Source organism: Bradyrhizobium sp. ma5 (assembly GCF_042258955.1).
Lineage (GTDB): Bacteria > Pseudomonadota > Alphaproteobacteria > Rhizobiales > Xanthobacteraceae > Bradyrhizobium.
This window is the reverse complement of sequence record NZ_CP170156.1, coordinates 235727-260438: the sequence shown is the minus strand read 5'-3', so window position 1 is coordinate 260438 and position 24712 is coordinate 235727. Positions and strand designations below refer to the sequence as shown.

The 24712-nt window shown below is 64.9% G+C and carries 23 protein-coding genes and 1 tRNA gene; 17 read left to right on the top strand and 7 right to left on the bottom strand.

The annotated features are described in order from the left end of the window. Window positions 1–283 precede the first annotated feature (283 nt). From ACE103_RS01250 to ACE103_RS01240, 3 genes are all read right to left on the bottom strand, one after another. Window positions 284–1969 carry a CHAT domain-containing protein gene (locus ACE103_RS01250; RefSeq protein ID WP_375778015.1) on the bottom strand — a complete coding sequence of 562 codons (1686 nt, stop codon included), beginning with the start codon at window positions 1967–1969 and terminating at the stop codon, window positions 284–286. Further along, entirely contained in the window at window positions 1966–4092 is a 2127-nt protein-coding gene (locus tag ACE103_RS01245; protein WP_375778014.1) for a hypothetical protein, read from the bottom strand. The genes ACE103_RS01250 and ACE103_RS01245 overlap by 4 nt, the downstream gene beginning before the upstream one ends. A gap of 340 nt (window positions 4093–4432) precedes the next feature. After that, window positions 4433–4522 (bottom strand) — tRNA-Ser (locus ACE103_RS01240). A 211-nt stretch (window positions 4523–4733) separates the two neighbouring features. On the opposite strand from ACE103_RS01240, the gene ACE103_RS01235 reads away from it, so the two are divergent. Continuing rightward, window positions 4734–5597, top strand: coding sequence for an alpha/beta fold hydrolase (locus ACE103_RS01235; protein ID WP_375778013.1), 864 nt, complete (start codon window positions 4734–4736; stop codon window positions 5595–5597). Between the two features lie 198 nt (window positions 5598–5795). On the opposite strand, the gene ACE103_RS01230 is transcribed toward ACE103_RS01235, so the two are convergent. Continuing rightward, complete coding sequence (locus ACE103_RS01230; RefSeq protein ID WP_375778012.1) at window positions 5796–6953, bottom strand: ROK family protein; 1158 nt, start codon at window positions 6951–6953, stop codon at window positions 5796–5798. A gap of 109 nt (window positions 6954–7062) precedes the next feature. After that, complete coding sequence (locus ACE103_RS01225) at window positions 7063–7866, bottom strand: SDR family NAD(P)-dependent oxidoreductase (RefSeq protein ID WP_375778011.1); 804 nt, start codon at window positions 7864–7866, stop codon at window positions 7063–7065. Between the two features lie 124 nt (window positions 7867–7990). On the opposite strand from ACE103_RS01225, the gene ACE103_RS01220 reads away from it, so the two are divergent. The 4 genes from ACE103_RS01220 (at window position 7991) to ACE103_RS01205 (ending at window position 10828) form a co-directional block, all read left to right on the top strand. Next, the gene (locus ACE103_RS01220) at window positions 7991–8941 is read left to right on the top strand and encodes a GlxA family transcriptional regulator (RefSeq protein WP_375778010.1); all 951 of its coding nucleotides are present in this window, start codon (window positions 7991–7993) and stop codon (window positions 8939–8941) included. Window positions 8942–9196: 255 nt separating this feature from the next. Continuing rightward, the gene (gene rplU / locus ACE103_RS01215) at window positions 9197–9676 is read left to right on the top strand and encodes a 50S ribosomal protein L21 (RefSeq protein WP_223977779.1); all 480 of its coding nucleotides are present in this window, start codon (window positions 9197–9199) and stop codon (window positions 9674–9676) included. A gap of 92 nt (window positions 9677–9768) precedes the next feature. Then, a complete protein-coding gene (rpmA, locus tag ACE103_RS01210; RefSeq protein ID WP_024583287.1) occupies window positions 9769–10038 on the top strand; it encodes a 50S ribosomal protein L27 in 270 nt (89 codons plus the stop codon). 169 nt (window positions 10039–10207) lie between these two features. Continuing rightward, window positions 10208–10828, top strand: a complete 621-nt coding sequence (locus ACE103_RS01205; protein WP_375778009.1) for a GNAT family N-acetyltransferase — start codon at window positions 10208–10210, stop codon at window positions 10826–10828. Window positions 10829–11011: 183 nt separating this feature from the next. Here ACE103_RS01205 and ACE103_RS01200 read toward each other — a convergent pair whose 3' ends face one another. Continuing rightward, complete coding sequence (locus tag ACE103_RS01200) at window positions 11012–11926, bottom strand: DMT family transporter (RefSeq protein WP_375778008.1); 915 nt, start codon at window positions 11924–11926, stop codon at window positions 11012–11014. Window positions 11927–12122: 196 nt separating this feature from the next. Here ACE103_RS01200 and ACE103_RS01195 point away from each other — a divergent pair, with 196 nt between their 5' ends. The 12 genes from ACE103_RS01195 (at window position 12123) to ACE103_RS01140 (ending at window position 23485) form a co-directional block, all read left to right on the top strand. Next, window positions 12123–12602, top strand: coding sequence for a MaoC family dehydratase (locus ACE103_RS01195; protein ID WP_375778007.1), 480 nt, complete (start codon window positions 12123–12125; stop codon window positions 12600–12602). A 101-nt stretch (window positions 12603–12703) separates the two neighbouring features. After that, complete coding sequence (obgE, locus tag ACE103_RS01190; protein WP_097675894.1) at window positions 12704–13753, top strand: GTPase ObgE; 1050 nt, start codon at window positions 12704–12706, stop codon at window positions 13751–13753. Between the two features lie 91 nt (window positions 13754–13844). Continuing rightward, complete coding sequence (gene proB, locus ACE103_RS01185) at window positions 13845–14987, top strand: glutamate 5-kinase (RefSeq protein ID WP_375778006.1); 1143 nt, start codon at window positions 13845–13847, stop codon at window positions 14985–14987. Between the two features lie 123 nt (window positions 14988–15110). Next, complete coding sequence (locus tag ACE103_RS01180) at window positions 15111–16403, top strand: glutamate-5-semialdehyde dehydrogenase (protein WP_375778005.1); 1293 nt, start codon at window positions 15111–15113, stop codon at window positions 16401–16403. 90 nt (window positions 16404–16493) lie between these two features. Next, window positions 16494–17072 (top strand): nicotinate-nucleotide adenylyltransferase, encoded by a 579-nt coding sequence (locus ACE103_RS01175; protein WP_229165810.1) that lies wholly within the window; start codon window positions 16494–16496, stop codon window positions 17070–17072. A 184-nt stretch (window positions 17073–17256) separates the two neighbouring features. Next, window positions 17257–17625, top strand: a complete 369-nt coding sequence (gene rsfS / locus ACE103_RS01170; RefSeq protein ID WP_092121653.1) for a ribosome silencing factor — start codon at window positions 17257–17259, stop codon at window positions 17623–17625. Between the two features lie 50 nt (window positions 17626–17675). Beyond that, complete coding sequence (gene rlmH / locus ACE103_RS01165; protein ID WP_375778004.1) at window positions 17676–18158, top strand: 23S rRNA (pseudouridine(1915)-N(3))-methyltransferase RlmH; 483 nt, start codon at window positions 17676–17678, stop codon at window positions 18156–18158. Window positions 18159–18198: 40 nt separating this feature from the next. Then, complete coding sequence (locus tag ACE103_RS01160) at window positions 18199–19599, top strand: murein hydrolase activator EnvC family protein (RefSeq protein WP_375778003.1); 1401 nt, start codon at window positions 18199–18201, stop codon at window positions 19597–19599. Then, on the top strand, window positions 19596–20981 hold the full coding sequence (locus ACE103_RS01155) for a S41 family peptidase (RefSeq protein ID WP_173639618.1): 1386 nt from the start codon (window positions 19596–19598) through the stop codon (window positions 20979–20981). Before ACE103_RS01160 ends, ACE103_RS01155 begins: the two co-directional genes overlap by 4 nt. 150 nt (window positions 20982–21131) lie before the next feature. Continuing rightward, window positions 21132–22346 (top strand): divergent polysaccharide deacetylase family protein, encoded by a 1215-nt coding sequence (locus tag ACE103_RS01150; RefSeq protein WP_375778002.1) that lies wholly within the window; start codon window positions 21132–21134, stop codon window positions 22344–22346. Window positions 22347–22428: 82 nt separating this feature from the next. After that, a complete protein-coding gene (locus ACE103_RS01145) occupies window positions 22429–22932 on the top strand; it encodes an RNA pyrophosphohydrolase (RefSeq protein WP_223977761.1) in 504 nt (167 codons plus the stop codon). A gap of 46 nt (window positions 22933–22978) precedes the next feature. Further along, the gene (locus ACE103_RS01140; RefSeq protein ID WP_375778001.1) at window positions 22979–23485 is read left to right on the top strand and encodes an RNA pyrophosphohydrolase; all 507 of its coding nucleotides are present in this window, start codon (window positions 22979–22981) and stop codon (window positions 23483–23485) included. 25 nt (window positions 23486–23510) lie between these two features. On the opposite strand, the gene ACE103_RS01135 is transcribed toward ACE103_RS01140, so the two are convergent. Beyond that, complete coding sequence (locus tag ACE103_RS01135) at window positions 23511–24533, bottom strand: helix-turn-helix transcriptional regulator (RefSeq protein WP_375778000.1); 1023 nt, start codon at window positions 24531–24533, stop codon at window positions 23511–23513. Window positions 24534–24712: the final 179 nt, after the last annotated feature.

The following is a 24712-nucleotide window of genomic DNA, read 5'->3' as shown; positions in this document are numbered from 1 at the left end:
GAGAGCATCCGCCGCCGTCGATGCAGCAGTCGCGCATCCGAGGTCAAGGGCACTCGCCTGCTCGACGTGCTCCGTGAGACAGGCGGACAATGGGCGACGCGGACTCATCCCACGACGAAACTGTTTCGCGCGTGCGAGAAAAGACGCCGTTTCAAACTGCGAAAGCGACTGCCCCATGCTTGACCAATGGTGGCATTTTTGGGGGCAGTCAACCACTCAGATAGACGCATTCCAGGTCGCCGACCTAACCCGCGGGCCATGGCGCCTCCGCACCGGTCGCGCGTCAGGGTTTCTTCGAGGTCCGGACGAGGGGATCCCCGTAGACTGCCATCGCCAAATCGGTCGCGGGATCGTCCCCGAGCTCGGCGCGTACGGCGACGTTCGCCTCGAAGCACGCGTCGATGACGGGAGCACCCGAGCTCCATGACTGGAGAAAGGCCGGAAGCCACCGCGGCGGAACGCTCGTTTGAAGCGGCCAAGGAGGCGCAACGACCGCACGGCACCCGTTGTCCAACAGACGTTTGGCCAAACCCACCGTTGTGCTGGCGCCCGGATGTTGATCCAACCTGCCGCCCGAACAGACGAATAGGACGACGACACCGACACCCGCAAGCGCGCCAGAGACGGTAGACGAAGCGAGCGCGAGATCGACGTCGTCCGTGACGACGCGGAAGTAGCGCTTGTCCTCCGCGACGCCGCCGTGCGCGGCGACGATGACTAGGTCGGCTCCCTCTAAACCCGATGGCGGTTCGGTGCCATTCGAGAGCGCAACTTCGTGACGTTCAAACGTCTCGCGGAGCCGATCGGAAAGTATTGCGAGGGTTGGAAGTCCCTCTTCCGGTTCCGCATCCGGAATCCATGCGGCGATGCGCCCGTCGCCCCGGAACGGCTGGCGCCGCGACGCAAGCAGCCACGAAAGAGAAGGCGCGGCGGCGAGACGCCGATCGCGCCCCGCAAGGTGCTGGCCGACCCGCAGAAGATCTAGAGGAAATCCCTGCAGATCAACACTCGCGACGACGACGGCGCGATCGGGCATATCTGACACGCCGATGGCATCCGTACTGCTGAAGAATTCGTTGTCGACGGCCTTCGCGTCCTTGTAAGCGTAAGGATAGGTCTTTCTCCAGTCGCCGAGGCGGGCCGAAGAAAACACGTCGCTGGATTCCAGGGTCGCGGGCCCGAGGTGACCGCCCGCCGCGATGATCCGAAACAGCCCGCGTTCGGCGAGACCGAGGCCGACGACCGAAAGCCCTTCTTTCGAAATCTCCATCGCGGCCTTCGCGGGCGCATCGGCGTCGTCAAGCAATCGATCGGGCTTCGAGCCGCGCGGCAGCTTGGCCGCTTGGTCGGACATCGCTTCGATCGCATAGATCGCCGTCGCGGGCTCGACGTCGCCGTCCGCCGCGAGCAGGCGCCGTGCGGCCACGACTAGCGTCCGTACGTCGTATCCCGCGTCCTCCGCGAATCTGGGCGCCTGAAGACGCGCCGCCAACGCAGCGACGCGGCCGACCGTCGGATCGTCGGATCCGACCACCTCGAGGAGCGCGCGAACGCCGCCTGCCGCCTGCGACAGCGCCCGCGTCAGCGTATCCTTCACGGTCATCGGCAATCCGACGTTCAGATCATCGGCGGTCCGCTGAATGTTCGCCAACAATATGATCGCCGGAGCCGGTTCGTCGCCGCTTTCCAACACGCGGGCGAGATTCGCAGCAGCGCGCTCCGCAATCCCGATCAGAGCCGCCGGCGCCGGCTGCGGCGTGCCGCTAAGTTCGAGATGATCAAGCTGCAGTTCGACCGTTTCAAGGCGGTCGGCGTAGCGGTCGGAAGCCCCCATCTCCTTCAGCGCCCGATTCGCGGGCTGTAGTAGCGGTCGCGCCAACGGCAACAGACCGAGGTCACGGAAGAGCCGTAGAAGCAACAGGCTTTCGTACCAGATCTGATCCCATGTGGCCTCCGCGTCGGCCGTCATAGTGCAGGCCACCGCGACGAGGCTTCAGTAAGATTGCCGGCCCTCGCGTAAACGTCCGCGAACGCAAACCATGCAAGACGACGGCGGTGCGACGAGTCACCCGCCATTCTCAAAGCCTGTTCGGCGAGGTCGCGAGCGTACTGAACCCGTCCGCCGAAGGCGAGACGGCCGGCCGCCAGGCGCATGACGACGAGATCTTCGTCGGGCTCGTCCCCCAGAGGCGCTATTGCGGTGGCCATGAGAAGGCAGGCTTCTATCGCGCGGACGTCGCCGTCGTCCATCGCGCGTTCACCCATGTGCTCGATCATCTCGGCGAAGCCTCGAACTACAGCCGCAGGCGAGTCGCTCAGTGCATCGGGAGGAAATGCAAAATGTCCCATCACGGCGCCGCCTTGGGCCATCGCATCGAAACCACGCCTCATGATCTCGGTCAGGCGTTCCGGTGGACAGGCCTTCGCGCGATCTTCGACGCGCCGATTCGCCCGGATGCTGTCGCCGGCTGCGGCGACGTCGAGGACGAGCTTCGCCATCGTCGGCAGGCCTATGCTTCCCAGCACTTCAGGCGACACGATCCGGACCACGTTGACCCGCATGTCCGCATCGGCGGGATGAAATGCCAGATATCGGATCGCGATGGACAGAGCATCCTGCACTATCTCGTCGTCGATCGTTTGATCGAGCATCAGCCTGCCTCGCTCGACCATCGATAGCGCGGTCCGCACCAATAGCCGTTCCGGAGGCGATCCAGGCGCTCCGGCATACGCGACCAACAGCGCGATGCCGACGGCCCGATGGCCCCGCACTTCAAGATCCTGCGCAAAGAAGCGAAGCGCGCTCGCCTTTCTGGATGGAAAACGTTTTGCCACTGGCTCTAGTGCGGCTGTCGCGTCGTCGGGCGTGGCATAGGAGAGCGCCCCGGCGAGCATTTCGTAGAACGCCGCCGACTCGCTCTCTTCGGCCCCGACCTGTCGGAAGATTTCGGCGGCTTCAAAGAAGCGTCTTTCCCGCACCAAAATCTTGGCGCGATGAACGAGAAGCGCATCGGATGCAGGAAAGGAAGCGGACAGTGCAGCTTCGGCGGCCGCCACGGCCATACGGTCTCCGAGACTATCCGCGAGTTCGAGGCCTGCCCCGAGAAATTCGCGGCTGCGCAGCCCCGGGATCGCCTCGTTGAGCAAGATCGAGGCTACTTCGTCGGCATCGACGCTGTCCGCGAGCACGGCGACCTGCAGTGCGACTTCCGGCTCCAATCCATGCAACTGCTCTAACCCGGCTTCCAGGACAGTCCGTGCCGCTTCGAACGCACCGGCGAACTTGAACATCTGTGCCTTCAAGATCGTCTTGCGTCGATCCTCGACATCCAGACCGTCGATCTCGCGGAGCACAGGATCCAGCCTCCCCTGTTCGGCCGAACGCTGCCAACCTTCGTACCGCTGGGTGAATTCGGACCTTGACGGGCCATCCCTCTGCACGTCGGTGACCGCGCCATCGATCGAGAGGAGGAGATTGCGGTTCTCGGGCCGTTCCGGCATTTCCTCTCCCGCGTCGAGCACCACGTACGAATTCGACGCACCGCTCGCTTCATGCAGCAGACCGGCAACGGCATGCAGGTGCGGCGACCAGAAGTCCTCTTGGAGCGACGGCCTATAGGCCGGCACCTCGACTCCTTCGACACGGTACAGCGCGGCGTTGGCGACCACGAAGGCGGCCCCTGCTCGGGCGGCCCGGATGAGATTTCCAAGGTCCCCGCCCTGCAACGTGGCTGCGGACACGATACTCACGTTGCGGAACGCTTTGTCGACCTCGTTCGCCTCGATCCGTCTCTTCAGCAGGCCCGAGAGCGACGTGGCGAACGCCGCACGTATCGCGACCCGCTCGGACTCGATATCGGAGCCGGGAGGAAGGACCAAGACGATGTGCGCGAAGGCCGGTCCGTCGGCCCTGGAAAAGACGCGCAGGATCGCGGCGAAGTCCGCCATTCGTTCAGCCCGACCTGATCGGCCCATGAGAAACAAGTCGGCGGCCCCGAGACAGGCTCCGTTCCGCTCGAAGAAGTCGAGCAGGCGGAATTCGTCGGCGCCGGTCCCATTCGCGGCCTCGGTCGGTTTCGCAGCTTCGGTCAATGCAAATCTCCACCGCCGACCCATCGCGGTCCGCAACGATTTCAAGGCTATGAGAGATAGTCGCCGCGAGGCCGCGCGCCAGTGTCTGTCGCCGTCCGAATTGGCGAACCGCCGTCGCGGCGCGTAGGCGGCTCTGAGGCGGAGCAGGCGGCTTCGGGGCGGGCGGCCGCGAGCCCTCGCGTTCTCCGGAACATAGATTCGGCTTCCGCCGGCGAGCGAATGGTGGCAGTTTGGGCCGAATTTGATCGAGCCGCGGTTCCACACCGTGGTTCTCCACCGAAAAAACCGGTGGCTCTCGGGACCCCTTGTTTTATAGGGTTTTTCGCACGTCGCGTTTAGATGGCGGAGAGGGAGGGATTCGAACCCCCGATAGGCTTGCACCTATGCCGCATTTCGAGTGCGGTACAATCAACCACTCTGCCACCTCTCCAGCGGCCCAGGTGATTTGCACCACCCGCGGTCGGGCGTGTTCTAGGCGAGGATGGCGGGACAGACAAGGCGCTGCAATAATATTTCCGCCACCGGCGCCTCGCGCCAACGAAGCGCCGGGTGGCGCAAGAAAGCGCGCGGAAACAATGCGCTAGCGGGACGGTTCGGGTCCGGTCGGCGCACGGGCGAAGCAAAAGCAGCAGGAGCGGCCCATGGAGCATGTGACGATTCGAGCCAACGGGGCGGCGTTCCACGTCGCGCGGACCGGCAACGGGCCGCCGCTGCTGCTGTTGCACGGCTGGCCGGAATTCTGGCTGACCTGGAAGCCGGTCATGGCGCGGCTCGCCGACCGTTACACCCTGATCGCGCCCGACCTGCGCGGCTTCGGCGACAGCGACAAGCCGCAAGGCTCGTTTGGCCCCGATCAACATACCGACGACATGCTGGCGCTGCTGGACGCACTTGGTATCGACAAGGCCGGCGTGGTCGGCCACGACGTCGGCGGCGCGGTGATGCAGCCGCTCGCCCGGAAGGCGCCCGGGCGCATCGCCGGGCTGTTCTTCTTCGATTTCGTCCATCCCGGCATCGGGCCGCGGATGGCCGCGCCCGACCGGCTGAACCACATCTGGTACCAGTCGTTCCATCAGATGGAGATGGCGCCCGCGCTGGTCGGGGCGAACAGAGAGACCTGCCGCACCTATATCGGCCATTTCCTGCACAACTGGACGCATCGCAAGGCCGCGTTCGACGACGTGATCGAGGATTTCGCCGACAACTTCTTCAAACCCGGCAACCTCGCCGGCGGCTTTGCGCATTATCGCGCGTCGCATGCGGGCCGCGTGAAGATGATGCAGGGCGAAGCGCCCGTGCTGCCGCCGATCGCGGTGCCGACCTGCATCCGCTGGGCCGAGCACGACCCGCTGTTTCCCTATGCCTGGACCGACCGGCTGGGCGAGACCTTCTCGAATCTAGACCTGAAGATGTTTCCCGATGTCGGGCACTTCCCGCATCGCGAGGACCCCGACCGCGCCGCCGCCGAGATCGCCGGCTTCTTCGGGCGGATCAATTGGAAGTAGAAATTGGTGGGACCGCCAGGACGCGACAAAAACTGGCGGTCCCGTGCCGCTTCTCAATATTGCCGGCCGGGAAGTGCGGCTTCGCCGGTCGGCGGGAGCGACGCCTTCACGGTAGCGGCCGGGGCCCAAACGGCAACGCGAACCCGATCTTAACCTAACCGATCAACCTTACCGGGCGATCGGCTGCGCCCAAGCGTCTCAGGCGTCAGCCTTCTTGGCTTTCTTGGCCTTTTTCTCGCTCTTTTCGCCCTCGTCGTCCTTGGCCTTTTTCTCGGCCTTCTTGTCGTCCTTGCCGTTGTCTTTCTTGCGATTGGTGTAGCGGGCATTGCCGAGCCCGGTTCCGATCGTCAGCACGCCCCAACGCGTGACATCCTGCATGAACGGGACTTCGGCCAGTCCCTGCGCCACGCCGTCATTGTGCATCACGATCGCGGTGTCATGATCGCCGATCTGCGGGATCGCCTCGACCAGGCTCGCCGGCAGGTTGAATTTGCTGCTCTCCCAATTACCCGGCAGATTCTGTGCGCCCTTCTCGATCGAACCGTCCTCGTTGATGACGCCGGGACAGGAGATGCCGATGAACGGCGCGAGCTTGAGGTTCTCCTTCTCGGCGGCGGTGATCAGATCCTTCAGCATCTTCACCAGCCGTTTCACCGCGCCTTCGCGCGTCGGCTCGTCGTCGGCATGGCGCCACAGCTCCGATTTCCAGACCGTGGCCTTGGAGAGATCGGACGCCTTCTTCCAGCGCGTCTCGACGACGCCGCAGCGGATATTGGTGCCGCCGATATCGACGGCGAGCATGCCGTCATGGGCCTCGAAAATCCACGACGGCGCCAGATGCAGCGTGCCGATCAGCCCGGCATCATCGGGATGAAAGCGGATCGGCACCATGTCGACCTTGAAATCCTCCGACTTCAGGATGATGTCGGTGCGCGCGATGGCGAGTTCGCCGAGCCTGGAGTCGCGAAAGCCGCCGCCGACCACGATGCGCTCGGTCTTGGCCCAGGCCTTGGTGCCGAGGAAGCGCCGCGTCACATAGGCGAGCTCCTGGGCAAATTCCTCGATCGCGCTGTGCACGACTGCGGAGGCCTCGGTGTCGTCGCCGACCAGCAATTCGTCGAGCTTCTTCTTGCTGATCTGGTCCGACGGCTCGTCGCCGAACGGATCCTCGTCCGACTTGCGCAGCGGCTTGCGCCAGCGGTCGAGGATCTTGCGGAAAGCGCCCTTGGAGGCGCGATCGCCGAGAAAACCCTCGTCGTCCTTCAGCTCGATGTTGAAGCTGTCGATGTCGACGGATGGCAGCCGCGCGGCACCGTGGTGCGCGATTCCCGTGGTCAGTCCGGTGTCTTCAGCCATTCGCCCTGCCCGCTTGAGATTCCCAGCACTAACGACGGGGAACTCAAATGGTTGCGTCCCGCACTGCGGCGCTCGGCCGGCGCGCGGGACGCAATGATCGCAGGGGGCGTCAGGCGGCCTTCACCCCGTAGCGGGCCGCGGGCGTGCTGCGCGACAGGTTCGGCATCAGCTTCTGGCGGGCCGCCTCATAGGCCTGCCAATCCGCAGCCTCCGGCAGCGACGGCACGGTGAAGACCTCGCCCTGGTCGAGGCCGGCCAGCGCAGCGTTCACCATGTCCTCGGCCTTCATCACGATCTCGCCGGGCAGATGCGCGACCGGCGTGCCGGCGATGTCCCAGAACTCGGTGGCGGTGGCACCCGGCAGCACGGCCTGGACGCGAATGTTCTTGTCCTTCAGCTCGTGCTGCAGCGAGTGGGTCAGCGCCAACACGAAGGCCTTGCTGCCGCCGTAGACGCCGTTGAGCAGTTCCGGCTGAACGCCGACGACCGAGGCGATGTTGATGATGGTGCCGCCGCCGCGTGCGACGAATCCCGGCACCGCCGCATAGGTGAGGCGCATCAACGCGTCGACATTGAGCGCGATCATGTCGCTCATCTTGTCGACATCGGATGCGAGCAGCGGCGCGGTGGCGCCGACGCCGGCGTTGTTCACCAGCACGCTGATGCCTTCGTTGCTGCGGAGAATGGATTCGATCCGCGACACATCGGCACGCTTGCTGAGGTCGGCGGCGACGATCTCGATCGATCGGCCCGTCTCCGTCGCGAGACGCTTGGCGAGCCCATCGAGGCGCTCACGGTTACGTGCAACGAGGATCAGATCGTAGCCACGCCGTGCGAGCCGGTCCGCGTAGATGGCACCGATTCCGGACGACGCACCGGTAACGAGCGCCGTGCCCTTGGCTGACTTGGTCATGTTGGTCTCCTGTTTGACCTGAACGGCCGGACTTGGCCGTTGCTCATGTTCTACAGGCCCCCTTGCATGTCTCAAATGTCATATATACACCTTTTTAGGACACAGATTGCCGCCGGAGAGTTCCATGCAGGAGATCGGCTTCGTCGTCTTCCCGGAGTTCCAGGTGATGGGCTTTACCGCCATCACCGCCTTCGAGGTCGCCAATTTGATCGCAGGCGCGCCGTTCTATGAGGTCACGCTGCTGTCGGAGAATGGCGGCCCGGTGCGGTCATCCGCCGGCTTCAATGTCGAAACCGAAGCCTTCGGCGATCGCAGCTTCGACACGGTCTTCATCGGCGCCGGCCACGAGCTTCATCCGGCATCTCCGAAGCTGATCGACTACATGCGGCGCGCCATGACGACATCGCAGCGCATCGCCGCGCCCTGCATCGGCGCCTTCTCACTGGCTGAAGCCGGCCTGCTCGACGGGCGGCGCGTTTCCACGCACTGGCAATTCGCCCCGGAATTGCAGGCACGATTTCCCGGGCTCAAGGTCGAGCAGGACCGCATCTACATCGTCGACGGGCCGATCTGGACCTCGGCCGGCATGACCGCGACGATCGATCTGGCGCTGGCGATGATCGAGCATGATTTGGGCGTCGAGGTCGCCCGTTCGGTGGCCCGCAAACTCGTCGTCTATCACCGCCGCACCGGCGGACAGTCGCAGTTTTCGGCGCTGCTCGAGCTCGATCCGAAATCCGACCGGATCCAGAACGCCCTCCACTACGCCAAGGCGCATCTGCGCAACGAGCTCTCGGTCGAGGAATTGGCCGAGGTGGCACGGCTCAGCCCGCGCCAGTTCAGCCGCGCCTTCCGCGCCGAGACCGGCCAGTCGCCGGCCAAGGCGATCGAGCAGCTCCGGGTCGAGGCGGCGCGCGAACTGATCGGCGATGGCCGCCATTCGATGGACGAAATTGCCGTCGAGACCGGCTTTGCCGATCGGGAACGGATGCGGCGGGCGTTCCTGCGGGTACTGGGCCAGCCGCCCCAGACCATCCGCCGCCACGCGCGGGCCGCGGCCATGACCGCGGCCTGAGGGTCAATCCGGGCCAAAATCGCGCCAAACCCTTCATTTTTGGCCGGTTTTTGCCCTGCTTTACCTTGACTCCGCGTCGTCAGCAGCTATAAGTCCGCCCATCCGGCGCGGAGTTTTCTCGCGCCGATTGTTTTTGTGCGATCCAGTTTGGGAATTCATTCCCTTCGCGCGAAACACATAACCCATAGCGACTGAACAAAAAGCCGACCCGGGCTAACCGTCCGAGGCCGGAACCGAACACGAAGGAATCAAACGATGTTCGCAGTCATCAAAACCGGCGGCCGGCAGTACCGTGTCGTTCCGAATGATGTACTCGAGATTGGCAAGATCGCCGGCGATGTCGGCACGATCGTGCAGCTAGGCGAAGTTCTGGTGCTCGGCGGTGACACGCCGGTGCTGGGGACGCCCACCGTGGCAGGCGCCACCGTTGCGGCCGAAGTGCTGCAGCACAAGCGCGGCGCCAAGGTGATCGCGTTCAAGAAGCGTCGCCGCAAGAATTCACGCCGCAAGCGCGGCTATCGCGACGAGCTCACGGTGCTTCGCATCACCGAGATCCTCGCCGATAACGCCAAACCGACCGTCGGCCCGCGGCCGAAGAAGGAAAAGGTCGCAGCGCCCGCCGATGATGGCGAGGACGCAGCACCGAAGGCGGCAAAGAAGAAGGCGCCCGCAAAGGCGCCGGCCGCGAAAAAGGCTCCGGCCAAGAAGGCCGCGGCCAAGAGCGAGAAGAAGTGATCGTCGCGCTTTCAGATTTGAAGCGTGACAAAACGTGAAATGATTCCGTCAAGGAATTGATCTAGAGATCAAAGCGAAGTCGGAGACGAGCTATGGCTCATAAAAAAGCAGGCGGTTCATCGCGCAACGGACGTGATTCCAAGGGCAAGCGCCTTGGCATCAAGGCGTTCGGTGGCGAGCGCGTGATCCCCGGAAACATCATCGCGCGTCAGCGCGGCACCACCTGGCATCCTGGCCTTAATGTCGGCATGGGCACCGATCATACTCTCTTCGCCAAGGTCGAGGGTCATGTCGAGTTCCGTGCCAAAGCCAATGGCCGCACATTCATCTCGGTTATTCCGATGGCAGAGGCGGCCGAGTAGACGGTGGACACACATGAGTCCGCCGGGTCCTGTTGAACCGGCGGAGTCGTAAAGGGCTCTAAGGGGAGGCGGGATGACCGGCCTCCCCTTTTCGTTGCGCGCGATCCGGTTCGACCGCGCGTGACGTTCCAAGCGTTGCGTACCGATTGTCGCATCACAGGAGCTCGACATGTTGCAGGACATCCCGACGCCGACCTTGCGCGAGGCAAGAGCTTGCGTCCTCGAGACCGAACGGCTGACCTTGCGCAAGCCGACGCTCGCGGACGTAAAAGCGATCGCACGCCTCGCCAATGACCGCCGCATCGCGGAGAACACCCGCCGCCTGCCGCATCCCTATACCCAGGACGACGCCATCGACTTCGTGCGCGCGCTCGGCGCCGGCGGACGCGAAACCGTCTTCCTGATCGAGAACAATCACACGCCGATCGGCATGGTGGGCATTGACTGGCGCAAGCCTGACGGCATCGACTGGCGCGAGGAGACCGCGGCCGAACTCGGCTACTGGCTCGGCGTCGACCATTGGGGCCAGGGTTTTGGCACCGAGGCCGCGCGCGCGGTGATCGATTATTTCTTCGAGGAATTCGATCTCGACCAACTGATCGCGGGCGCCCGCGTCGTCAACCCGTCGTCGCGCAATATCCTCGAGAAGTGCGGCTTCCAGTGGAGCGGCGTCGAGCTGCACCGCTTCGAGGCGCTGGGCTCATCGAGCCCGGTCGATGCCTTCCGGCTGTCGCGCGGCGTCTGGGCTTCGCTGAAGAGCTGGAACACTTCGAAGCGGCGGGAGAGCTGAGGCTTCTGGTCTTCACCCTCCCCTGGAGGGGGAGGGTCGGATCACATTGAGCGCAGCGAAATGGGGTGGGGTGATCTCTCAACTCGGGCGCTGCTGGATGAGGAAAGACCTTCACCCCACCCCGCTGCGCATTCCGCTCCGCTGCATGCCCAGCGACCCTCCCCCTCCAGGGGAGGGTAAGAATTAGGCCGGCGGATTGATCGCGGAGTCGGTGCGCCCGAGCTGCTGCTCGCGCACGAAGATGTAGAGGCCGGCTGCGATGATGATCGCGGCGCCGAATATCGTGGCCCAGGACGGCACGTCGCCGAACACCACGAAGCCGAAGATCACTGCCCAGACGATCATCGAATACTGGTACGGCACCACCACACTTGCCGGCGCGAGCTTCAGCGAGCGGTTCACGCACAGCAGCGCCGCGACCGAGATGATGCCGGCGGCGAAGAACAGCACGAGGCTGCCGGCCGATGGCGTCACCCAGCCGATCGGCGAGAGCACGAGGCCGAGGATGAAGGTGCCGCCGAATTGCGTGGTCGCGAGCACGATGTCGGGCGTTGCGCGCAGCGAGCGCGTGATCAGCATCAGCACCGCAAACGACAGGCTGCCGCCGAGCGCGATCATCGCCGGCCAGCTGATGGTCTGCGCCGACGGCCGCAGCGCGATCAGCACCCCGCAAAAGCCGACCAGGATCGCGGTCCAGCGCCGCCAGCCGATATGCTCGCCGAGCACAAGGCCCGACATCGCGGTGACGAAGATCGGTCCGGCCAAATAGTAGGTGATGACGTCGGCGAGCGGCAGATAGACGGTCGCCAGGAAGAACGCCGCGACCTCCAGCGTCGACAGCGTGACGCGCAGCAATTGCAGCCACGGCCGCTCCAGATGCAGGAAATCCGCGCGCCGCTTCCACACGATCGGCAGCAGCACGAGCAGTGCCGCGCAGGCGCGCAGCCACAGCAATTGCCCGACCGAATAGGTGGCGACGAGGAATTTGCCCATCGCGTCGCCGAACGAGAACATGAAGATCGACAGCAGCATCAGGCCGATGCCGGCAAGCCGCGCCGATCGATCGTCGTAGGAGGACAGTTTTGCGAACAGGCTCATGACTTGCGTTTCTTCGTTATTGCCGGGCACAGCCGGAACGACTGCGTTGCCTCCGCTCGCCCATGCCCGGTCGTCCGGTTTTAAAGACGTGGATGCCCGGGACAAGCCCGGGCATGACGAATTGAACGGATTGCCGCACCTGCATCGCTGCGATACCGGTAGCCTGCCCCCGGCACAAAAGAGCAGGAAGCGCCGCATGAGCGAATTCGACCCCACCCAGCACCGCATGGTCCCCGCGCAGCGGTGGTTCGAGGATTTCGTGCTCGGCGAGCGCTTCGTGATTCCGAGCCGGACCCAGACCTCGGCCGTGTTCGCGGCGTTCCAGACCGCCAGCGGCGACACCCATCCGATCCACTACGACGTCGAATATTGCCGCACGCGCGGCATGCCGGACCTGCTCGCGCACGGCTTCCAGACCCTGGTGCACACCGCGCCCGGCGCAGGTCTGTTTCCCTACTTCGTGGAGGAGTCGCTGATCGGCTTCCTGGAACAGTCGAGCAAGTTCCTGAAGCCGGTCTATGCCGGCGATACCATCTACCCGGCGCTGGAGGTGATCGAGCTCGTCCCGGGTAAGACCACCGGCGTCGTAACGCTGCGCTCGACCGTGCACAACCAGCGCCGCGAGCTGGTGCTGGAGGGGATGCAGAAATTCCTGGTGCGGCGGCGGCCCGCTTAACCGCTCGGGCCGTAAAAAGGCCCGAAAATTAAGGCTTTTCGCCGAAGTCAGGGCCTTTCCGGGTTGCCGCCGCGGCCCCCCTGCCCTAACTAGTACGGATCATGAAATTCCTCGATGAAGCCAAGGTCTATATTCGCTCCGGCGACGGCGGCAACGGCTGCGTCGCGTTCCGGCGCGAGAAGTTCATCGAGTTCGGCGGCCCTTCCGGCGGCAATGGCGGCCGCGGCGGTGACGTCATCATCGAGGCCGTCGACGGGCTGAACACGCTGATCGACTACCGCTACCAGCAGCACTTCAAGGCGCCAAAAGGCACCAACGGCATGGGCAAGGACCGCCATGGCGCCAACGGCAAGTCGATCGTGCTGAAAGTGCCTGTCGGCACCCAGGTGTTCGACGAGGACCGCGAGACGCTGCTACACGATTTCACCGAGCTCGGCGAGAAATTCGTGCTGGCTGAAGGCGGCAATGGCGGCTTCGGCAATGCGCATTTCAAGTCCTCCACCAACCGCACGCCGCGCAACGCCAATCCCGGCGCGCCGGGTGAGGAGCGCTGGATCTGGCTGCGGCTGAAGCTGATCGCCGATGCCGGCCTGGTCGGCCTGCCCAACGCCGGCAAATCGACCTTCCTCTCGGTGGTCAGCGCGGCGCGACCGAAGATCGCCGACTATCCCTTCACCACGCTGCATCCGCAGCTCGGCGTCGTGAACTACGGCGGCCGCGAATTCGTGCTCGCCGATATCCCCGGCCTGATCGAAGGCGCGCATGAGGGCGCGGGACTCGGCGACCGCTTCCTCGGTCATGTCGAGCGCTGCCGCGTGCTGCTGCATCTGGTCGATGCGACCTGCGAGCATGCCGGCAAGGCCTACAAGACGGTGCGCACCGAGCTTGAAGCCTACGAAGGCCATCTCGCCGACAAGATCGAGATCGTCGCGCTCAACAAGATCGACGCGGTCGAGCCGGACGAGTTGAAGAAGCAGAAGGACCGCCTCAAGCGGGCAGCGAAGAAGACGCCGCTGCTGATCTCGGGCGTGACCGGCGCAGGCGTGCAGGACGCGCTGCGCGCGCTGGTCGAGGTGATCGGCGAGGCGCCGGTGTCGAACAAGGCCAAGGCTCAGTCGGAACCGTGGGCGACGCCGCTGCCGCAGGGTTGAACGGCAAGTCCGAACAACGCCTGCGCCTCACAAGCACTTCCAAGCCACCTCGTGGCGCATACTGCCTCCATCTTCCTGCCAGACCGAACCCATGAAACGCCCCGCGCTCAAGAACTTTCGCCGCATCGTCGTCAAGGTCGGCTCGTCGCTATTGGTCGACTCGCAGGCCGGCGAGGTCCGCGCATCCTGGCTTGCCGCGCTGGTCGACGACATCGCAAAGCTCCACAAGCGCGGCTGCGAGGTCATGGTGGTGTCGTCGGGCTCGATCGCGCTCGGCCGCAGCCGCCTGAAGCTGCCGCGCGGCCCGCTGAAGCTCGAGGAAAGCCAGGCTGCGGCCGCGGTCGGCCAGATCGCGCTGGCGCGGACCTGGTCGGAGGTGCTCGGCCATCACGGCATCGGCGCCGGGCAGATCCTCGTGACCTTGCAGGACACTGAAGAGCGCCGCCGCTATCTCAATGCGCGCTCGACCATCGCCAAACTGCTGGAATGGGGCGCGGTGCCCGTGATCAACGAGAACGACACGGTCGCGACCACCGAGATCCGCTACGGCGACAATGATCGCCTCGCCGCCCGCGTCGCCACCATGGCGAGCGCGGATCTGTTGATCCTGCTCTCCGATATCGACGGCCTCTACACCGCGCCGCCCGCGGTCGATCCCGATGCGAAACTGATCCCGGTGGTCGAAAGCATCACCTCGGAGATCGAGGGGATGGCCGGCTCAGCCGGCTCCGAACTGTCGCGCGGCGGCATGACCACCAAGATCGAGGCCGCGAAGATCGCGACCACCGCCGGCACCCACATGCTGATCGCCTCCGGCAAGATCGAGTATCCCTTGCAGGCGATCGCCGACGGCGGCCGCTGCACCTGGTTCCTGACCCCGGCCAATCCCGTCACGGCGCGCAAGCGCTGGATCGCGGGCTCGCTCGAGCCGAAGGGCACGCTGACCATCGATGCCGGCGCGGTGGCGGCGCTGCGCGCCGGCAAGAGCCTGCTGCCGGCCGGCGTGATCCGGGTCGACGGCCAGTTCGCCCGCGGCGACGCCGTGGTGGTGCGCGGCCCCGACACCCATGAGATCGGCCGCGGCCTGGTCGCCTACGACGCCGAGAACGCCGAGAAGATCAAGGGCCGCTCCTCGCCGGACGTGATGGCCATTCTGGGCATCAGCGGCCGCTCGGAGATGATCCACCGCGACGACCTCGTGATCGGCCCGGCCGGGGCGATCCCGGCCAAGTAGGCCATTGGGTAAGCCATTGGCCGAGCGGGCCGGCCTGCCGCCCACCTGCCATGCCGGTTCCGCGCCTCGCCACCCCTCAATTGCCATGCTAGAACATGGCCTTAATCGAAAGCCGGGACTTCCATGAGCGCCCCCCTGAAGGCGATCGACGGCAACGCCGATCTCGCCGCCCTGATGACCGACCTTGCCGCCAAGGCGCGCGCTGCCGCGCGCGTGCTGGCGCTGGCGTCGCCGGAGCAGAAGAACCGGGCGCTCGCCGCAATAGAACGCGCGATCCGCGCCAACGCACCGGCCATTCTCGCCGCCAATGCCGAGGACGTCGCCGAGGCGCGCGCGGGTGGCATGACCACAGCCTTTGTCGACCGCCTGACACTGACGCAGGCGCGCGTCGCCGGCATGGCCGATGGCGTGGCGACCGTGCGCGAGATTGTTGATCCGGTCGGCGCCGTCACCGAAAGCTGGCAGCGGCCGAACGGCATGACCATCGAGCGCGTCCGCGTGCCGCTCGGCGTGATCGGCGTGATCTTCGAAAGTCGCCCCAACGTCGCCGCCGACGCCGGCGTGCTGTGCCTGAAATCCGGCAACGCGGTGATCCTGCGCGGTGGCTCCGACAGCTTCCGCTCCTGCCGCGCGATCCATGATTGCCTGGTGCAGGGCCTGCGTGAAGCCGGTCTGCCCGAGGCCGCGATCACCCTGGTGCCGACCCGTGACCGCACGGCCGTCGGCCTGATGCTGACGGGATTGAACGGCGGCATCGACGTGATCGTGCCGCGCGGCGGCAAGAGCCTGGTCGCACGCGTCGAGGCGGAGGCACGCGTTCCGGTATTCGCGCATCTGGAGGGTGTCAACCACATCTATGTCGATGCCAGCGCCAGGCTTGATATGGCCAAGTCGTTGGTGCTGAACGCCAAGATGCGCCGTCCCGGCGTCTGCGGCGCCGTCGAGACCCTGCTGATCGATCGCAACGCTGCTGCGACGAAGCTGAAACCGCTGGTCGAGTTGCTGATCGACGCCGGCTGCGAGGTGCGCGGCGACGACATCGTGCAAGGTGCCGATGCCAGGGTGAAGCCCGCGTCCGACGAGGACTGGAACACCGAATATGAGGACGCGATCATCTCGGCGAAGATCGTCGGCAGTCTCGATGAAGCGATCGCGCATATTCAAAATCACGGCTCGCATCACACCGATGCGATCGTGACGGAGGATGCCGCCGCCGCGCAGAGATTCCTCAACGAAGTCGACTCCGCGATCGTGCTGCACAACGCCTCGACCCAGTTCGCCGACGGCGGCGAGTTCGGCTTCGGCGCCGAGATCGGAATTGCCACCGGCAAATTCCACGCCCGCGGGCCGGTCGGCGCCGAGCAACTGACGAGCTTCAAGTACCGCGTCCACGGCACCGGGCAGACACGGCCGTGATCATTGTCGCACGCGCACGGTAAACCATTGCAACAAGCTTCCACCGTGCCGTCATCCCCAGCCCAGGCGCTTCCGTTCTATACCAACGGCATGCGCATCGGGCTGCTCGGCGGCTCGTTCAATCCGCCGCACGCCGCGCATCGCGCCATCAGCCAGTTCGCGCTCAAGCGTTTGCAACTCGACCGCGTGTGGTGGTTGCTGACGCCGGGCAATCCGCTGAAGAACCATGACGGCCTGCATGCGCTCAACGAGCGCGCCGCGGCCGCGCGCCGCGTTGCCGACGATCCGCGCATCGACATCAGCTGTCTCGAAGCTGTCATCGGTGTTCGCTACACTGTCGACACGATCATCCACTTGCGCCGCCGTGTCTCCGGCGTGCACTTCGTCTGGATCATGGGCGCTGACAATCTCGCGCAATTTCATCGCTGGAAAGATTGGCGGCGCATCGCGTCCGATGTGCCGATTGCCGTGATCGACCGTCCGCCCCAGAGTTTCCGCGCCCTTGCCGCACCGGCGGCGCAGGCGCTGATGCGCTATCGCTTGCCCGAAAATCAGGCGACACGGCTGGCCGATCAGCAGGCGCCGGCCTGGGTGTTCCTGACAGGAATGAAATCCAATCTGTCTTCGACCGGACTGCGGAACCCGGACGGGAGCTGGAGAACGGCGTGAGGCGTAAAAGGGTTACTGGAATATTGAAACCATTAACCCCACATGCGTAGAATGGTGCGTGGGGCCGGATTCGGCACCCGCGATACAGTGAAAGGAATGGTCCCTGGCCACATCTGTATTGTCAAAGTCTGTTTTACCCAAGGTTCCAAAGACTGCGCGTAAAACATCGACGAAAACCGCGGCCTTGCAGGCGCAACCGGACGCCGACAAACCGGATGCCAACAAGACGCTGAGCCTGATCCTCTCCCGCCTCGACGACATGAAAGCGGAAGAGACGGTCACCATCGACCTTCGCGGCAAATCCGCATATTCCGACTACATGATCGTCACCACCGGCCGGGTTAACCGGCACGTTGGCGCGATCGCGGAAAATGTGACGAAGAGCCTCAAGGAAAACGGGGTCAAGAACATCCACGTCGAGGGCATGCCCAATTGCGACTGGGTGCTGATCGATTCCGGCGAGGTGATCGTGCACGTGTTCAGGCCTGAGGTGCGCGAGTTCTACAACCTCGAGCGGTTGTGGACTCAGAACCCGGCGGTCGCGGCGGTCTAAGGCGTATCGAAGCCGATGCGAATCGGCTGCAGCGCAGCTAGTCTGCGTTGATGCGTCTTGTCGTGATCTGCATCGGCCGCCTGAAACAGGGCCCTGAACGGGAGCTCGCCGAGCGCTACCGCGAGCGCTTCGAAGATATCGGCCGCAAGCTCGGCTTTCGCGGCCTTGAGATCCATGAGATTGCGGAGAGCCGCGCGCGCGACACGGGAGCGCGCATCACCGAGGAGGCCGCGGCGATCGCGGCGCTGCTGCCGGAAAAGCACATGCTGGTCGCGCTCGACGAACGCGGCAAGAGCATCGACAGCGCGAGCTTTGCGCAGCAGCTCGGCCGCTGGCGCGACGAGGGGACAGCGCATACTGTCTTCGTGATCGGCGGCGCGGACGGACTTTCGCCTGAATTGCAGCGCAAGGCTTCGTTGCGTATTGCATTCGGCTCCGCGACCTGGCCGCACCAAATGGTCCGCGTCATGCTTCTGGAACAGATTTATCGGGCCGCGACCATTTTGGCCGGCCATCCCTATCATCGCGCCTGAGGCGCGGTGACGGACAGTCGAAAGCGCTGAACGCACGCGAATGCAGCACAAGCGGGACACAGCTTCGGATTCGCATCTCGCCACCGCGCGCCGCCGCTGGCTGCCGGCATCTCTGCCCTTGTCGATCGCTATGCTCGCCGCGTATCCGCTGACCGCAGCGCATGCGCAGGCAGCACCACCCACACAACAGTCCGCACAGCCGGCACCGCAAGCCGCGACGGCGGAGACATCGCCCGACGCCATCAAGCAGCGCGAGCAGGAGCTCGAGGCCGCGCGCGAACAGCAGCGCAAGGCCACCGAGCTGCAGGAGAAGCTGAAGGCCGACATCGCCACGATCGGCCAGGACCGCAGCAAGCTCAATCAGCAGCTGATCGACATTGCCGGCCAGGTGCGCAGCGTCGAGACGCGGATCGCCGACGCCGAGGCACGGTTGCAACCGCTCGACGGCCGCGAGCGCGACATCCGCGGCTCGCTCGATTCACGCCGCTCCGAGGTGATCGAGGTGCTGGCCGCGTTGCAGCGCGCCGGACGACGCACGCCGCCGGCGCTGCTGGTGCGGCCCGAGGATGCGCTGCAATCGCTGCGCACCGCGATGCTGCTCGGCGCGGTGGTGCCGGAGCTGCGCGTCCGCGCCGAGAAGCTCGCGGCCGATCTCGGCGAACTGGTGGCATTGCGCAAGACCATCTCGACCGAGCGCGATGCACTGGCGGCCGACCGCGACAAGCTGAAGGAAGACCAGACCCGCCTGGCGGCGCTGGTCGACGAACGGCAGCGGCAGCAGAGCACGGCCGAAAAGGACATGGAGGCCGAAGGCGCCCGCGCCATCGCGCTGTCGAAGCAGGCCGCCGATCTGCAGGGCCTGATCGCCAAGATGGAGCAGGACCTCAAGAGCGCGGCCAAGGCGGCCGCCACGGCCAGCCTCCAGGGGGCGCCGGCGACCGTGAACGGCAAGCCGAATCTGGGGGCCTTGAAGGACCCTGCCCGGATGAGCCCGGCGGTCGCCTTCGCCTCGGCCAAAGGCCTGTTCTCCTATCCCGTGAACGGCACCAAGATTCGCGATTTTGGCGGTTCCGACGGCGCGGGGGGCGTACAAAAGGGCATTTCTTTGGCCGCCAAACCGGGCGCGCAGGTCACAACCCCGTGTGACGGCTGGGTTGTTTACGCTGGTCCTTTCCGCAGCTATGGACAACTCTTGATCCTCAATGCCGGGGGCGGGTATCATGTCCTGATCGCCGGGATGGAGCGTATTTCGGTAAACATCGGCCAGTTTGTGCTAACGGGGGAGCCGGTTGCGACCATGGGGTCGACGTCCCAGGTTGCATCGATTCTCGCGACCAATGCGAGCCAGCCAGTGCTCTATGTCGAGTTCCGGAAAGACGGCACTCCAATCGATCCAGGTCCATGGTGGGCCGCAAATGAAGGCGAAAAGGTTCGCGGATGATGCGCAAGACTTCGGTAATTCTCCTTAGCGCCGCCACCGGCGCGGCCCTGACGCTTTTCGTCACGCAGCCCCGCGCTGTGCTGATGGGATCGAGCGCGCGCGCCGCGACGTCGGACACCTACCGCCAGCTCAATCTGTTCGGCGACGTGTTCGAACGGGTGCGCAGCGACTATGTCGAGAAGCCGGATGACAGCAAGCTCGTCGAGTCCGCGATCTCGGGCATGCTGTCCGGCCTCGATCCGCACTCGAGCTACATGGATGCCAAGAGCTTCCGCGACATGCAGGTGCAGACCCGCGGCGAGTTCGGCGGCCTCGGCATCGAGGTCACGATGGAAGACGGCTTGATCAAGGTGGTTTCGCCGATCGACGACACTCCGGCCTCGAAGGCCGGCATCATGGCCAACGACATCATCACCAACCTCGACGATGAAGCCGTGCAGGGCCTGACCTTGAACCAGGCCGTCGAGAAGATGCGCGGTCCGGTCAACACCAAGATCAAGCTCAAGATCATCCGCAAGGGCCAGGACAATCCGATCGACGTCACGCTGGTGCGCGACAACATCCGCGTCCGCTCGGTACGCGCACGCGTCGAGGCCGACGACATCGCCTATATCCGGATCACCACCTTCAACGAGCAGACCACCGAAGGCTTGAAGAAGGAGGTCGCCAACCTGCAGAGCCAGATCGGCGACAAGCTGAAGGGCTACGTCATCGACCTCAGAAACAATCCCGGCGGCCTGCTCGAAGAGGCCGTCACCGTATCCGACTCCTTCCTGGAGCGCGGCGAGATCGTCTCGACCCGCGGACGCAATGCCGAGGAAACCCAGCGCCGCGCCGCTCATCCGGGCGACCTGACCAAGGGCAAGCCGGTCATCGTGCTGATCAACGGCGGCTCGGCCTCGGCCTCCGAAATCGTCGCCGGCGCGCTGCAGGACCACAAGCGCGCGACGCTGGTCGGCACTCGCTCGTTCGGCAAGGGTTCGGTGCAGACCATCATCCCGCTCGGCTCGGGCAACGGCGCGCTGCGCCTGACCACCGCGCGCTACTACACGCCGTCGGGCAAGTCGATCCAGGCCAAGGGCATCGTGCCCGACATCGAGGTGCTGCAGGACGTGCCGGAAGAGCTGAAGGCGCGCACCGACACCAAGGGCGAGGCCTCGCTGCGCGGCCATCTGAAGAACGATGGCGACGAGAAGACCGGCTCGCAGTCCTACGTCCCGCCGGACGCCAAGGACGACAAGGCGCTGAAGATGGCCGACGACCTGCTGCACGGCATCAAGTCGACCTCGAACGCCACGCCGGCACCGGCCGCCCCGTCCGGTGACAAGGCGACCGGCGACAAGGCCGCCGCCGACAAGCCGGCCAACAAGTCCGCGAACTGATCCCATCCAATTGATTCGACGAACAGGGCGGCCCTCGGGCCGCCCTTTCTGTTTTCGCCGTCCACCGCCGGCCGTGCTTTGACGGGGAGGCCGGCGCGCGGGAATGCACCGCATCGTGCTATCGTTCGCGCTGTTGATTCGGGGAGGGTCATGGTAGAAGCGGCCGACGAACTGAGCACGCCGCTTGGGCAGCAGACCGTGAGCAGGACGCGCCGTGTCCGCCTGCCGTTCACGGCGATGCAGGCGCTCGCCGTCCTGCTGGGCCTCGTGCTGGTCGGTTTCGCCGGCGTCGCCCTGTTCAACGACAATCCGCTCGGCGGCGAACCGATTGCCCGCATCGCACTCCGTAATCCCTCGCCCGCAGCGGCCGACGACAAACACGCCCCGGCCGAGCCGGCGGTCAAATCCGCCGCCAAGGCGCCAGCCGCAGCCGGCGATGCCAAGAACGACGCCAAGACCGTCACCATCATCGACGGCTCCAGCGGCAAGCGCCAGGACGTCATGATCGGCGCCGGCGATCCAGCCGAAAAGACGACGGATGGCGATGCGCCGCCGCTCGCGATGACCGGGATCGACCCGCGCCTGCTGGAAAAATCGCGCTACGGCATGATCCCTGTTGTCGCCGACGGCCTGAAGCCGTTCACGGTCTATGCGGGCGAAGCCGACCGCGCCAAGGCGGCCCGGATGCCCGTGGTCGCCATCGTCGTCGCCGGCCTCGGGGTCGGCGCCGCCAAGACCACTGACGCCATCATGAAGCTGCCGCCGGCCGTGACGCTGGCCTTCACACCCTACGGCGCCGACCCCGGCAAGCTCGCGGAACGCGCCCGGACCCAGCGCCACGAGATCCTGCTGCAGATCCCGATGGAGCCGTTCGACTATCCCGACAACGATCCGGGCCCGCAGACCCTGCTGACCACGTTGAGCAGCGAGCAGAACCTCGACCGTCTTTATTGGCACCTGAGCCGCCTGCAGGGCTATGCCGGGATAGCCAATTTCATGGGAGCCCGGTTCGTCGCGACCGATCCGGTGATGCAGCCCATCGTGCGCGAAGCGGCCAAGCGCGGTTTGAGCTTCTTCGACGACGGTTCCACCCCGCGCAGCCTCGCGCAGAGCCTCTCGGCCGGCCAATCGTTGCCGTTCGCCAAGGCCGATTTCGCCATCGACGTGGTGCCGACATCGGCGGAAATCGACCGCGCGCTGGTCAAGCTGGAAACAATCGCCAAGGAACGCGGCACGGCCGTGGGCGTCGCATCGGCGCTGCCGGTCTCGATCGAGCGGCTCGGCGCCTGGCTCAAGACACTGGACTCCAAGGGCATCATGCTTGTGCCATTGACAACGGCGATGCTGAAATCAAAATCGGGCTAGAGATCAATCTGTTGGTGCAACCTAAGACCTTGCCGGGGGGCCGGGTCGGGCGACACCAGGAACTGTGCGAGGTAGCGGCAGCATGGCACGTTATGAGGACCTGCCCTATCGAACCTGCGTCGGCATCATGCTGCTCAATACGGCCGGGCTGGTCTTCATCGGACGCCGCGCCGGCGGCATCGAGCATGTCGACGACGCCCATGTCTGGCAGATGCCGCAAGGCGGCGTCGATCCCGGTGAGGATACGTTCCAGGCCGCGCGGCGCGAGCTCTATGAAGAGACCAGCGTCAAGTCGGTGGAGAAGCTCGGCGAGGTCTCCGACTGGCTGATCTACGATATCCCGCGCACCGTCGCCGGCCGCGCCTGGAAGGGCCGCTATCGCGGCCAGCGGCAGAAGTGGTTCGCATTGCGCTTCACCGGCAACGAGAACGAGATCAACGTCGCCCACCCCGGCGGCGGCCACAAGGCCGAGTTCGTCACCTGGCGCTGGGAGCCGATGAAGAATCTGCCGGAGCTGATTGTGCCGTTCAAGCGTCCGGTCTATGAGCGCGTCGTGAAGGAATTCGCCGGTCTGGCGGCCAAGTAATTGGCCTGGTGATCGGCCAGATCAACGCGCGACGCACCGGTCGAGAATGTCATCAGATAAACCCTATCGCCCCAATGTGGGCATCGCGCTGTTCAACGGCGACGGACGCGTGCTGATGGGCCACCGGATCAAGGACGACGGTCCGGAGATCGTGCTGCCCGGCCTCGAATGGCAGATGCCGCAAGGCGGCATCGACGCCGGCGAGGATCCGCGCCAGGCGGTGATGCGCGAATTGTGGGAAGAAACCGGAGCGGTTAACGCCGACTATCTCGGCGAGACCGACTGGATGACCTACGAATTCCCGGCCTATGACGGACCGGCATCGCATCGGCTGGCCAAATTCCGCGGCCAGCGGCAGAAATGGTTCGCGCTGCGCTTCACCGGACGCGACGACGAGATCGATCCGTTGACGCCGCGCAACGGCCAGCCTGCGGAGTTCGATCAATGGCGCTGGGAGCGTCTCGATCGCGTCGCCGATCTCGTGGTGCCGTTCCGCCGCGAGGTCTATCGCGCGGTCGCGATCCGGTTCGCGGAATTCGCTAAAGCGCGATGAGATTAGGTTGAATCGTCATCGCGCTTTAGATTCTTGTTCGAGCATGATCTTTTCGGAAAACCGCTTCACACTTTTCCGGATCATGCTCTAGCTGATCCTGCGGCGGAAGACGCCGCGCATCGCCCGGCGTCATGCCGTAGGTCGCGCGGAACACGCGATAGAAGGTCGCGATGCTGTCGAAGCCGCATGAGAACGCGATCTCGTCGATGCCGCGTTCCTGCATCGATGAGAGAAGCCGCATCGCCTCCTTCAACCTCGTCGCCGTCAGCGTTCGCGCGAACGAGAGACCGGTCGGCTCGAACAGTGCATGCAATTGCCGCAGTGAAATGCCGAGCTCGGAGGCCACCGCGGCCGGCGTGAGCGCGGCGCGATGCAGATCGCGCAGCAGGATTTCGCGCGCGGCATGGAGGTAGCCGGCATGCAGCGCGGCACGGATCTCATCCTGGCGTGGCCGCACGCGTCCGCGCGCCAGCAGCGCCAGCCGCACCATATGCGTGACCTCGCCGGCGAACCGCCCGACCTGCGCCGGATCGCGCGTCATGGAACGGAACATGGCGCCGACCAGCCGGGTCAGTCTCGCATCACGCGCCAGCGCGACCAGCGGCACGTCCTCGATTCGCGCACCGAGCACGAGTTCGTCCGTGACGGGAATCTTGAGGCTGAAGAAGCGAAAGCCGTCGGTCCGATCTGGCGTCGAGGCAAACGGAAGATTGGAATGGCCAAACACCATATCTCCGTTGCCGACCCATTGGATGCGATCGCGGCCGATATTCATGTGGCCGGGGCCCCGCACCTGCCAGCCGAGATGCAGGCTGTTGCTCGGTATGCGTCCGATGTCGGATGAGGTTCGGCTGACGCGGTAAGATGACGCCGACATTTCCGCCAGCACGGCATCGCCGACCTGCGTCGCGGAAAAGCGACCGCGGAAATCGGGCCGTTTCTCACGCTCGAGCTCGATGGTGACCCCGAACAGGTTTTTGCCGCGCACGTCGCACCAGTGCTCGAAGCGGTCCTGCGGGCGGAGAGCATCGGTGGAAAAAGTCAGCACAGCATCTTGTCCGTTACGTCAGAAGTAGCATCACGATGCGATCGGGCCAATTCGTCATCCCGCCGCAGCTTGTCATCGGTGGCCAATGCCTGCTGTTAGCTGGTTCACATTTCTCGGATCGCGCTCTACGACGAGGTGAAGTTAACTCCTCATCGCGCATTAGCTCCTTGTTTGAGCAT

Coding starts and splice junctions, on each gene's coding strand:
- ACE103_RS01250 (WP_375778015.1), bottom strand. CDS start 1,969: ATGACGGCCGACGCGGAGGCCACATGGGATCAGATCTGGTACGAAAGC.
- ACE103_RS01235 (WP_375778013.1), top strand. CDS start 4,734: ATGGAGCATGTGACGATTCGAGCCAACGGGGCGGCGTTCCACGTCGCG.
- ACE103_RS01230 (WP_375778012.1), bottom strand. CDS start 6,953: ATGGCTGAAGACACCGGACTGACCACGGGAATCGCGCACCACGGTGCC.
- ACE103_RS01225 (WP_375778011.1), bottom strand. CDS start 7,866: ATGACCAAGTCAGCCAAGGGCACGGCGCTCGTTACCGGTGCGTCGTCC.
- ACE103_RS01220 (WP_375778010.1), top strand. CDS start 7,991: ATGCAGGAGATCGGCTTCGTCGTCTTCCCGGAGTTCCAGGTGATGGGC.
- rplU (WP_223977779.1), top strand. CDS start 9,197: ATGTTCGCAGTCATCAAAACCGGCGGCCGGCAGTACCGTGTCGTTCCG.
- rpmA (WP_024583287.1), top strand. CDS start 9,769: ATGGCTCATAAAAAAGCAGGCGGTTCATCGCGCAACGGACGTGATTCC.
- ACE103_RS01205 (WP_375778009.1), top strand. CDS start 10,208: ATGTTGCAGGACATCCCGACGCCGACCTTGCGCGAGGCAAGAGCTTGC.
- ACE103_RS01200 (WP_375778008.1), bottom strand. CDS start 11,926: ATGAGCCTGTTCGCAAAACTGTCCTCCTACGACGATCGATCGGCGCGG.
- ACE103_RS01195 (WP_375778007.1), top strand. CDS start 12,123: ATGAGCGAATTCGACCCCACCCAGCACCGCATGGTCCCCGCGCAGCGG.
- obgE (WP_097675894.1), top strand. CDS start 12,704: ATGAAATTCCTCGATGAAGCCAAGGTCTATATTCGCTCCGGCGACGGC.
- proB (WP_375778006.1), top strand. CDS start 13,845: ATGAAACGCCCCGCGCTCAAGAACTTTCGCCGCATCGTCGTCAAGGTC.
- ACE103_RS01180 (WP_375778005.1), top strand. CDS start 15,111: ATGAGCGCCCCCCTGAAGGCGATCGACGGCAACGCCGATCTCGCCGCC.
- ACE103_RS01175 (WP_229165810.1), top strand. CDS start 16,494: ATGCGCATCGGGCTGCTCGGCGGCTCGTTCAATCCGCCGCACGCCGCG.
- rlmH (WP_375778004.1), top strand. CDS start 17,676: ATGCGTCTTGTCGTGATCTGCATCGGCCGCCTGAAACAGGGCCCTGAA.
- ACE103_RS01160 (WP_375778003.1), top strand. CDS start 18,199: ATGCAGCACAAGCGGGACACAGCTTCGGATTCGCATCTCGCCACCGCG.
- ACE103_RS01155 (WP_173639618.1), top strand. CDS start 19,596: ATGATGCGCAAGACTTCGGTAATTCTCCTTAGCGCCGCCACCGGCGCG.
- ACE103_RS01150 (WP_375778002.1), top strand. CDS start 21,132: ATGGTAGAAGCGGCCGACGAACTGAGCACGCCGCTTGGGCAGCAGACC.
- ACE103_RS01145 (WP_223977761.1), top strand. CDS start 22,429: ATGGCACGTTATGAGGACCTGCCCTATCGAACCTGCGTCGGCATCATG.
- ACE103_RS01140 (WP_375778001.1), top strand. CDS start 22,979: ATGTCATCAGATAAACCCTATCGCCCCAATGTGGGCATCGCGCTGTTC.